This is a genomic window from Acinetobacter sp. S4400-12 (genome assembly GCF_024129495.1).
GTDB classification, from domain to species: domain Bacteria; phylum Pseudomonadota; class Gammaproteobacteria; order Pseudomonadales; family Moraxellaceae; genus Acinetobacter; species Acinetobacter lwoffii_C.
In genome coordinates, this window is record NZ_JAMXYB010000052.1 from 1 (window position 1) to 9071 (window position 9071).

General features: G+C 40.6%; 15 protein-coding genes. 12 read left to right on the forward strand and 3 right to left on the reverse strand.

The window, feature by feature from the left end; genetic code table 11:
- The 9 genes from NI461_RS13310 to NI461_RS13350 form a co-directional block, all read left to right on the forward strand.
- Positions 1 to 209, forward strand: a 209-nt coding sequence (locus NI461_RS13310; RefSeq protein ID WP_253157629.1) for a phage major tail tube protein, incomplete at its 5' end; no start/stop codon positions are given.
- Between the two features lie 71 nt (positions 210 to 280).
- Positions 281 to 649 carry a phage tail assembly protein gene (locus NI461_RS13315; RefSeq protein WP_253157631.1) on the forward strand — a complete coding sequence of 123 codons (369 nt, stop codon included), beginning with the start codon at positions 281 to 283 and terminating at the stop codon, positions 647 to 649.
- Between the two features lie 38 nt (positions 650 to 687).
- Positions 688 to 795 (forward strand): GpE family phage tail protein, encoded by a 108-nt coding sequence (locus NI461_RS13320; RefSeq protein WP_228129391.1) that lies wholly within the window; start codon positions 688 to 690, stop codon positions 793 to 795.
- 12 nt (positions 796 to 807) lie between these two features.
- Positions 808 to 3264, forward strand: a complete 2457-nt coding sequence (locus NI461_RS13325) for a phage tail tape measure protein (RefSeq protein ID WP_253157633.1) — start codon at positions 808 to 810, stop codon at positions 3262 to 3264.
- 6 nt (positions 3265 to 3270) lie between these two features.
- Positions 3271 to 3711, forward strand: coding sequence for a phage tail protein (locus tag NI461_RS13330; RefSeq protein ID WP_005146692.1), 441 nt, complete (start codon positions 3271 to 3273; stop codon positions 3709 to 3711).
- Complete coding sequence (locus NI461_RS13335) at positions 3711 to 5027, forward strand: contractile injection system protein, VgrG/Pvc8 family (protein WP_253157635.1); 1317 nt, start codon at positions 3711 to 3713, stop codon at positions 5025 to 5027. The genes NI461_RS13330 and NI461_RS13335 overlap by 1 nt, the downstream gene beginning before the upstream one ends.
- 145 nt (positions 5028 to 5172) lie before the next feature.
- Entirely contained in the window at positions 5173 to 5418 is a 246-nt protein-coding gene (locus NI461_RS13340; protein ID WP_155861784.1) for an ogr/Delta-like zinc finger family protein, read from the forward strand.
- A complete protein-coding gene (locus NI461_RS13345) occupies positions 5411 to 5611 on the forward strand; it encodes a TraR/DksA C4-type zinc finger protein (protein WP_253157637.1) in 201 nt (66 codons plus the stop codon). Before NI461_RS13340 ends, NI461_RS13345 begins: the two co-directional genes overlap by 8 nt.
- A gap of 71 nt (positions 5612 to 5682) precedes the next feature.
- Positions 5683 to 5853 (forward strand): hypothetical protein, encoded by a 171-nt coding sequence (locus NI461_RS13350; protein WP_253157642.1) that lies wholly within the window; start codon positions 5683 to 5685, stop codon positions 5851 to 5853.
- A 195-nt stretch (positions 5854 to 6048) separates the two neighbouring features.
- Here the strand turns inward: NI461_RS13350 and NI461_RS13355 are convergent, their stop codons facing one another.
- Together NI461_RS13355 and NI461_RS13360 are read right to left on the reverse strand one after the other, a co-directional pair.
- Positions 6049 to 6474 (reverse strand): hypothetical protein, encoded by a 426-nt coding sequence (locus NI461_RS13355; protein WP_253157645.1) that lies wholly within the window; start codon positions 6472 to 6474, stop codon positions 6049 to 6051.
- 10 nt (positions 6475 to 6484) lie between these two features.
- The gene (locus NI461_RS13360; protein WP_253157648.1) at positions 6485 to 6988 is read right to left on the reverse strand and encodes a hypothetical protein; all 504 of its coding nucleotides are present in this window, start codon (positions 6986 to 6988) and stop codon (positions 6485 to 6487) included.
- A gap of 313 nt (positions 6989 to 7301) precedes the next feature.
- Here NI461_RS13360 and NI461_RS13365 point away from each other — a divergent pair, with 313 nt between their 5' ends.
- The 3 genes from NI461_RS13365 to NI461_RS13375 all read left to right on the forward strand — a co-directional run bounded on the left by NI461_RS13365 (position 7302) and on the right by NI461_RS13375 (position 8615).
- Positions 7302 to 7496: a hypothetical protein gene (locus NI461_RS13365; RefSeq protein WP_005267323.1), complete on the forward strand. Its 195-nt coding sequence runs from the start codon at positions 7302 to 7304 to the stop codon at positions 7494 to 7496.
- A 2-nt stretch (positions 7497 to 7498) separates the two neighbouring features.
- Positions 7499 to 8305, forward strand: coding sequence for a Rha family transcriptional regulator (locus NI461_RS13370; protein ID WP_253157651.1), 807 nt, complete (start codon positions 7499 to 7501; stop codon positions 8303 to 8305).
- Between the two features lie 103 nt (positions 8306 to 8408).
- Positions 8409 to 8615 carry a hypothetical protein gene (locus NI461_RS13375; RefSeq protein ID WP_137311810.1) on the forward strand — a complete coding sequence of 69 codons (207 nt, stop codon included), beginning with the start codon at positions 8409 to 8411 and terminating at the stop codon, positions 8613 to 8615.
- A gap of 55 nt (positions 8616 to 8670) precedes the next feature.
- On the opposite strand, the gene NI461_RS13380 is transcribed toward NI461_RS13375, so the two are convergent.
- Positions 8671 to 8997, reverse strand: a complete 327-nt coding sequence (locus tag NI461_RS13380; RefSeq protein ID WP_171529613.1) for a helix-turn-helix domain-containing protein — start codon at positions 8995 to 8997, stop codon at positions 8671 to 8673.
- Positions 8998 to 9071: the final 74 nt, after the last annotated feature.

Sequence of the window (9071 nt, forward strand, 5' to 3'; positions counted from 1 at the left end):
AAGTCGTGGTTCGTGGTCGTCATGAAGAAATTGATGGCGGTGATTCTGAACCAGGTGAAGACACTGAACATAAAGTCGTGACCAACTGTGTGTACTACAAACTGACAGTCAACGGCAAAGTTGAGATCGAAATTGACATTCTAGGCTTCAAAGAAGTGATTGACGGTGTTGATCGCTTGGCCAAGCAACGTAACGCACTCGGCATTTAAGTTTTCCTACCCTTGCATGAACAACGTTTTGTGCAAGGTTTTTTTAATTTGTCACTTTTTAGGATTGCAACATGAATACACAAGCTCAAGACAACGTTCAAACCTTGACTGAAGATCAAGCCCTGAATCAAAAAGCGATTCAAAACCCAAATGAAGAAACCGTTCAGCTAGAACAGTTCATTCAATTTGGCGGTACCACAATCACAGAAATCAAAATCCGCAAACCCAATGTGAAAGCACTCAGCGGTGTCAGCCTGCAGGCGATCTATCAGCATGATGTCAATGCATTAATCAAAGTACTGCCACGTGTCACCACACCAGCATTAACAGCACAGCAAGTACTTGAACTGGATCCTGTCGACTTTGCAAATTTAGGAGGTCACTTGGTCACTTTTTTGTACCCACAAGCGGTGCAGAAGGCGATCAAAGAGGAACAGTAATAAAACTGGTCGATGAAGTAGATGAAGCAATTGCCAATATTGCCTGCATCTTCCATTGGCCACCCAGCGCATACGATGACATGGACATTATCGAATTAAGTAAATGGCATCACCTTGCGCTGAAGCGTCACCAAACCAACGTGTAAATGAGTCCACCAATGTCAAAACTAAAATTAGAAGTCCTGTTCAATGCTGTAGATAAAGTATCTGGACCCATCAAAACAATCATTGGTGGCTCAAAATCTATGGCTGCTGCATTAAAGAAAACCAATGGTGAGTTGAAGGACCTTGAAGCACAACAGCGCAAAATCTCAGGTTTCCGTCAGCTCACAGCACAGTCTGAAAAAACAGCTCAGGCTTTGGCTAAAAATAAACAAACCATTGCTGAATTAAAACAAGCCTTAAAGATTAATCCTGAAGCACAGGAAACCGTGACCGCTTTGGCACGTGCTGAAGCTGCCCATAAACGCCTGATGGCAGTGCAAAAAGGTCAAAGTAAAGAATTGACTGGCATGGCACAGGAATTCAACAAAGCTGGTATTCAGATGGATCGGCTCAACAGTGAAGAATCCGAGCTGAAAAATAAAATCCACCTGACCACAATGGAACTGAATAAACAAAAAGATTCTCTTTCACGGCATGTTGCTGCTCAGAAAAAATTTGAGGAGGGGCAAGAAAGGATGGCTAAAGCTTCGGATTTAGCAAAAAAAGGATTGGCTATAAGTGGGGTTGCTATTGCTGGTATGGGCTACTCGCTTAAACAATACGAAGATGCTGAAGATGCTGCAATGGGGCTACGTGTAGCGATGATGAAAGCAAATGGAGAAGTTTCAAAAGGCTATAATGAAATTAATAAATTAGCAAATAGCCTTGGCACACAATTACCTGGTACAACAGCTGACTTCCAAAATATGATGAGAGTACTCGTTGAACAAGGTGTGTCCGAAGCAGCCATACTTGGTGGAGTGGGTAAAGCAGCTGGTTATCTTGGTGTACAAATGAAAATGCCATTCGAAGAAGCTGCTGAATTTGCCGCGAAGATGCAAGATGCAACTAAAACAGCAGAAAAAGATATGCTTTCTCTAATGGACGTTATTCAGCGGAGTAGATATTTAGGTGTAGATGACGGCAATATGCTTCAAGGATTCTCTAAAATCTCAGCTGGAATGAAAATTATTAAGCAAGAAGGATTAGAGGGTGCAAAAGCCATGGCACCGTTGCTTGTTATGGCAGATCAGGCAGCGATGGCTGGCGAAAGCGCTGGTAATGCTTTCAGTAAAATCTTTAAGTCCATGATGGATACAGATGGAATCAAAAAAGCGTTAAAGGACAGCAAGACTGGACTGACCATGGATTTCACAGATGGTAAAGGTGAATTCGGTGGTCTAGATAATATGTATAAACAATTTGAGAAACTGAAAGGTCTCACGACAGAACAACGGTTACCTCTTTTAAGTGCTATGTTCGGCAACGATGCAGAAACTATCCAAGCGACCAATCTGCTAATTGACAAAGGTAAGGCTGGGTATGATGAAGTCGTTGCTAAAATGCAGGCGCAAGCAGACTTACAAACTCGTGTAAATGCCCAGTTAAGTACACTTAAAAATTTAAAAGATGCTGCTGGTGGTACTTTTACCAGCTTACTTGCATTGTTCGGTGAACAACTTGCACCCCAATTTAAAACCATGATTGAAGGTTTTACCAGCATCACTGAGAAAGTGACTTCGTGGGCGCAGGCAAACCCAGGACTAGCAAGTACTATTGCACGAATTGTCGCAGGTGGAGTCTTACTCGTTGGTGGCCTTTCTGCCCTATCCATTGGTCTAGTCGCCATCTTTGGACCAATGATGATGGTTGCGAAAGGCTTTGGTGTCGTTGCATTAGCCGCCAAAGGTATGAGCATGGCGTTACTGACTAACCCAATTACATGGATTGTACTTGCCATTGCCGGTGCTGCCTTGCTGATTTATAAAAACTGGGCTCCTATATCAGGATTCTTTGTTGGTATTTGGAATACCATCAAAACAGCGTTCAATGGCGGTATCCGTGGCATTTCAGCACTGATCATCAATTGGAGTCCAATCGGACTGTTCTATTCAGCATTTGCCAAAGTACTGTCATGGTTCGGTGTAGATCTGCCTGCCAAGTTCACTGGCTTTGGTGCCATGATTTTAGAAGGACTCAAGAACGGTATTTTATCCAAAGTGAATGCCGTCAAAGATGCCATCACAGGTGCTGTCAGTGGCGTGATTGAAAAAGCTCAAGGCATATTAAGAATTAATTCTCCATCAAAGGTATTCATGGGTCTAGGTAATTCAACCATGCATGGGATGGCACTTGGTATTGCCAATGCCAACAACTTACCAGTGGCAGCAACCACCACAGCCACACAAGGTGTTGTAGATACAGCAGTCAAAACTAAACCAGTCAAACCAATCTCAATGGGTGGTGGATCTGCCAAATCATTTGTCAGCAATGACACCATCAACATCACCATTCAAGCCAAAGATGGTTCATTTGTGAAAGGTACTGCTGAAGCCTTGCGTCAGGAATTACAACGTGTCGCGCAAGAAGAACAAAATGCAAAACGTAAATTTTTAACAGACACGGAGTAATCACACATGATGATGGCTTTAGGCATGTTCGTATTTTCACTACGCACTGCCTCATATCAAGAATTAAAACGTGTTACCAACTGGCGACATCCATCCAATAGCCGTGTTGGTGCTGCACCGGCTTATCAGTTTGTGGGCAAGGGTGAAGACACCATCACCCTGCAAGGTGTGATTTATCATGAAATCACTGGCAGTCGAAACACTTTGGACATCGTGCGTCAAATGGGTGACACCGGTAAAGCCTATACCCTCATCGAAGGCACAGGCAAAATTTATGGCTTGGTGATCATCAATGATCTGGAAGAAGGCAAAACCTTTTTCTTCAAAGATGGTGCAGCACGTAAAACAGAATTCACCATCAAACTGACCATCGTTCGCGACTGGCAACCCAGCATTTTAGGCACGCTGGTTGGCATGGGCATTGGTGCACTGAATAGGATCTTGTAATGCTTAAACAGGCTTTAAATTTTGCAAATAATGCCATCAGTGCATATGAGAACTTGACTGAATACCCAACGCCCATTTTTCGTGTTGAAGTGGATGGTGTCGATATTTCACCACAAATGGCCACACGTCTAATGTCGCTGACAGTCAAAGATAATCGTGGCTTAGTTGTTGACACTGTAGACATTGAACTCAGTGATGCCGACGGCATGTTATCTATCCCACCCAAAGGTGCAAAAATTCAGGTGTGGTTAGGTTGGTCCAATACCGGTTTATTTGACAAAGGCGTGTATAAGGTGGAATCGACTTCACATCGTGGCGCACCAGATGTGCTCAGTATTTCTGCCATGGCCAATGACGTGTCAGAAGGTTTAAAACAAAAGCGTGAACGCAGCTGGAATAATCAAACCATTCAGCAAATCTTTGACAAGATCGGTGATGAATATGAACTCAAAGTCATAGTTCATGAAAAATTTGCGTCCAAAGTTATTAAATACATTGCTCAGAATGAATCTGATGCAAATCTCATTACTCGAATTGCCGATGAACAAGATGCCATTGCGACAGTGAAGAATGGCCATTTGATTTTATTACCACGTGGTGCCAGCCAAACGGTTTCAGGTTTAGCTTTGCCACGCAAAATCATCACCCGGGATGAAGGCGACCAACACAACTACACCAATGGTACTGGTACCGACAACATCACTGGTGTCAAAGCCTATTACTATGCAGAAGGCAAGGCTAAAAAACTGCATGTCTTTGTGGGTGACAGTGAAGACAACTTAAAAGAAATTCGCTATGTGCATCGGGACAAGACCACTGCAGAATTGGCAGCCAATGCCGAATACAACCGATGCAAACGGACTGCACAAAAGCTGACTTATGCTTTGGCCAAAGGAGATCCGACACTGATTCCCGAACAGGAATTTGAATTTAACGGACTCAAGCCTGAAATTGATGACATCATTTGGTTAGGTACCAACATCACCCATACTTTAAATGACAGTGGCTTGACCACTTCTGTTGAATTGGAAGTGCAGCTGCCCGATGCAGATGACGTGTCGACCTTGTTTGAAGGCAAGGAAGAAAAAACGGAAGAAGAAAAGCAAGCCAAAAAGAAAAAGCGCACTGGTAAAAATTATGCTGAATTCACTGGTGTGATTGCCTATTACAGTGAAGGTGGCAAGTCCATCAAACTGACCTCTGGTGATCAGTCTAAACCTTTAAAACTCACCCACATTTATAAATCTAAAAAGACTGCGACCAATGCCTTAAAACGAGAACAGGCAAAAATTGATAAATATAAAAAATCAAAATAAAAAAAATCCCGACTTTGGGGTGAAGTCGAGATGAAATGGGTTTAATTAAAATAACGATATTTGATTATTTTTACAACATTTTATTTAGATATATCGTAATTTTGTTATATATTTGTATGAATAAATTTTGATCCAAAGGTGCAATATGTCTAGACCTTCACGTACTAAATGCCCCCATTGCGGTTCAAGTTTTCCTATCAGAAACAGTGTCGAATTAAATCCACTTTTACGACGTTTCCACGCTCAGTGTTCAAATGTTGAATGCGGTTTTACTGCACAAGGTTTTTTTCAGATTGAATTTGAACTATCACCATCGGGCATTCCTAACCCAGAAATAAACCTCCCCCCTTCCCCACATAAAAATAAGAATCCACAGGTCTCACGTGTCTAAAAAATTTGATATTGCTCAACAGAATCAATTGGATCAAGTTCACGTGGTACCACGTGATTACAGCACACCATCACTTGATGAATGTGAACAATGCGGTAATGACATTCCACCAGAACGACAGAAGCTAGGTGCAGTCACTTTATGCATTGAGTGCAAGACCAAGGAAGAACGTCATGCCAGTCATTATCGCTGATAATCAGATCCAATCGAATGCCCCTGCCCTGAATGCACATCACAAGATTAATAAGCAAAGGAAAAATAAAAATGGACCAACAAACCGCACTGATTTTAATTGTTGTAAACCTATTGGCTGCCGTGGTACTCATCATCTGGTACTTGTTCGACCGCTATACCAAACGCATTGAAAGCTTAATTCAGCAAAACAAAAAACCAAGCTGTGCATTTATTCAAACCCAAACCAAGCGTAAAGGATAAAAATATGTGGCTCTATCCTTTTTTAGTCGGTGCTATGCTGGGTGTGATCGGAAGTGCTTTATTATTTCTACACACAGTAGGATGGTTTTAAAAAAACGGTTATAATAACAACGGGATGACAGCAGAATAATCAATATGCTGTGCGTGGCTTGACACGTTCAGGCATCCTGTAAAAATGCCCCTTTCGGGGCTTTTTTATTTCTCAATTTTAATCATACATAATTCAGATATGCATGTATTATTTACAATCTTATGACCTTGAATACTATAATCAGCATGTTCACCATTCATATTTACACGGTGAATAAAATAGCCTGCATCATTTCCAAGTAATGCCATCCCCATTTTTACAGCACGCTTCAAACTTGCATCATTATTTTGCTGCCAAGCAACTAAAGCATAATTAGAACTCAACTCTAATTGTGAGTAAGCTCCATCAAATATATAGATTTTTTTTGCATCATCCTTACTATCAACGACTTTTTTAGGTTGTTCACCAATTGATTGAATAACTGCATTGTCATCATCCAATCCGACTTGCTCAACGTCAGGTAATGTGATCTCTGGTTCGTCAGAACATCCGGTTAAAATAATACCTAAAGCTAAAATATATTTTTTCATTATATTTTCCCTAATCATCAAATGCATTATCAGTTTCAGGGTAGTTTTTTACAAGATGCTCACGTATAGACTTAGAAGTCTTATATATCTCACCTGTCCAACTATCCCTTAATTCGCGCACACGTTCAGATTTAAAAGTTCGCTCTCCTTCTGGAGTATCTGCAACAAAATACCAACGGTTATTCCCTAATTCTTTTTGTATAGCGACTACATCAATATTTCTTGTTGTTATATTTCCAAATCTGTCTTTATAGTCCAACTCATAGCGATACATTAATGTTTCTAATTTTTCGCTAACAAATTCTTTTTTAGGTTCAATATTTTCACAATCATGAGTAATTTGAACAAGGTTATTCTTGGTAGGTTCTTCAATTCCCAATGATTTCTCTATTACTAATAACCTGCTTTTAATACGCTGGTAAGTTGTAGGTGAAATAAAACTCAAAACAAGCAATATAGGCATCAGAAGCAAAGTACAGATAAATAAAAGGATAGAAAAAATAGATCTCAACACACACCCCTCAAAATATTTTTATAAAGTCACTTGACCTATAAAGTGATTCACTGATACAGTTTTAATACTACAGCAAAATCTGTAGTCAGGCGTGGAAACCTGAAAATATTTGAACGAAGACGCAAAAAGTCCGTCATGGGCTATTTTTTTGCGTAAAATCTAGCTGTGCTATTCTATGGCAGGCTGGACAGGGTGCCCTTCGGGGCAGCCGCTTCTTCGTTCGCGGTAAATTTCCACCCCTGTTCAGTCTGTCACCAATCTTTGTGGAAATTGGTTGGTGTCAGGTTTAAATACTTGAACGGAGAAATAGCCAATGAAAACATTCGCTTCTACGCATTCGTGCACCCAAAATAACGTACGTGAACACTCCCCTATTTACGATCTAGCTGCATACGAAAAACGCCAGCGCAAACTTAAACGTAAACAAATTTTTAAAAACATCTTAGACACCACCGTGTTCTTTTCAGCATGTTCTATCGTCTTCTCATTATTGTTTTGGGGAGTATGAGCATGAACGCAATTGCACATATTGATGACGCGGTTTTTATTCAAGACCAGCAAGTGAAAACCACCAGTTTAAAAGTGGCTGAGATTTTTAATAAACAACATAAAGACGTATTACGCAAATTAGAAAGTCTTGAATGTTCCTCAGATTTCAACGAGCGCAATTTTACGCTCGTTGAATATAAAGATGCTAAGGGTGAAAATCGCCCAATGTACGAAATGAGCAAAGACGGTTTTATATTTTTGGTCATGGGCTTTACTGGAGCAGCTGCCGCAAAAATTAAAGAAGCCTACATCAACACCTTTAACCAAATGGCAGCCATGCTTTACAACCTGCATGGCAATAATGAAAGTATTCATGTTGGTGCAGTAGTGCAGCTCAAATCTGGTGGTCCTATTTACACAGTGAGTCAGATCCACTATGACCAGAATGGCTTTATGCAAGATGCTGAAGTCATTTGGCATAATAAAGCGACTCTGTGCCGTGACATCCTTCCAGTGGCTTGTTTATCTTTAGAAACAAAAAATATTATCAACAATAAAATGTTGAATGACTTCTGGGCAAGTGTGAATAGCTATGGCTTACATAGACTCAATCACAGTCGTAATCCATATATCTTGGCACTTAATATTTCTCAGATTTATCAGTGCATAGATGGATTACCGTTGAAAACCCAACTTTTTTCACTACTTATGCAAAGTCAAAGCCCCCATCCGGTATTTATGCAAAATAACCGACAGATTTACAGCGCATTAGACAGCAAAAATATCAAATGCTGGTTGTTCCAAACAAATCCACCACTCTTGAATTAGTTACAAAACCAACCATCATGTGCGACAATACTTGTCGCACATGACTGTATTCTTTAAACAATTTTCAGCAAAATAAACCCACTATAAATAGACAGGGGGAGCAATGAACTCAATACTGGACATTAACAGCCATAACACCATGACTGCAGAAGAAATACTGGACGAAATACGCTTTCCAATTAAAAACCTGGAACAAACACTCTCAGCACTGACAAAACTATCAATACAGCATGAAATCACAAGCGAAGAACTAAACGCTCTCCTCAACACCCTACACCACCAAGTCGTTCAGATCGCCAAAGCAATATAAAGCACTAAAAAACCCCAACTAAGGTTGGGGTAGATGATTTAGGCTTGCCCTGAAATTACTGTGCCACATAAGCCTTGACCATTTTGACAAAAGCAGCCTTGGCATCATCACCCAGACTACGGTATGCCGTGACAATTTCATGCTCAGGCTCACTTAAAGTATCAGCTCTTAAACCAAACGTAATATAAAAGACATCAAATCCCGCATTACTCAAAGCAATCAGCTGATCCTGGTTCAAGGCATCACCATGCTTTTCATAACGGACTATAGATCCGACTGCTTTACCTATAATTTCAGCCATTTCAGGTTGAGTCAGCTTCAAACGGTTTCTTTCCGCTTTCAAACGTGCCCCACGCTCTAAAAAATTATCATTAATCGACATTTTTACCCACCAAAGTATTGAAACTTTCGATTTATCGTAATATTATTCAGTAATACAGTGATTCACTGATGCTC

Bases quoted from the DNA above. Each gene is read 5' to 3' on its own strand.
- NI461_RS13370 (WP_253157651.1), top strand. From the start codon at position 7,499: ATGAACGCAATTGCACATATTGATGACGCGGTTTTTATTCAAGACCAG.
- NI461_RS13355 (WP_253157645.1), bottom strand. From the start codon at position 6,474: ATGAAAAAATATATTTTAGCTTTAGGTATTATTTTAACCGGATGTTCT.
- NI461_RS13375 (WP_137311810.1), top strand. From the start codon at position 8,409: ATGAACTCAATACTGGACATTAACAGCCATAACACCATGACTGCAGAA.
- NI461_RS13340 (WP_155861784.1), top strand. From the start codon at position 5,173: ATGTCTAGACCTTCACGTACTAAATGCCCCCATTGCGGTTCAAGTTTT.
- NI461_RS13365 (WP_005267323.1), top strand. From the start codon at position 7,302: ATGAAAACATTCGCTTCTACGCATTCGTGCACCCAAAATAACGTACGT.
- NI461_RS13335 (WP_253157635.1), top strand. From the start codon at position 3,711: ATGCTTAAACAGGCTTTAAATTTTGCAAATAATGCCATCAGTGCATAT.
- NI461_RS13315 (WP_253157631.1), top strand. From the start codon at position 281: ATGAATACACAAGCTCAAGACAACGTTCAAACCTTGACTGAAGATCAA.
- NI461_RS13325 (WP_253157633.1), top strand. From the start codon at position 808: ATGTCAAAACTAAAATTAGAAGTCCTGTTCAATGCTGTAGATAAAGTA.
- NI461_RS13380 (WP_171529613.1), bottom strand. From the start codon at position 8,997: ATGTCGATTAATGATAATTTTTTAGAGCGTGGGGCACGTTTGAAAGCG.
- NI461_RS13350 (WP_253157642.1), top strand. From the start codon at position 5,683: ATGGACCAACAAACCGCACTGATTTTAATTGTTGTAAACCTATTGGCT.
- NI461_RS13330 (WP_005146692.1), top strand. From the start codon at position 3,271: ATGATGATGGCTTTAGGCATGTTCGTATTTTCACTACGCACTGCCTCA.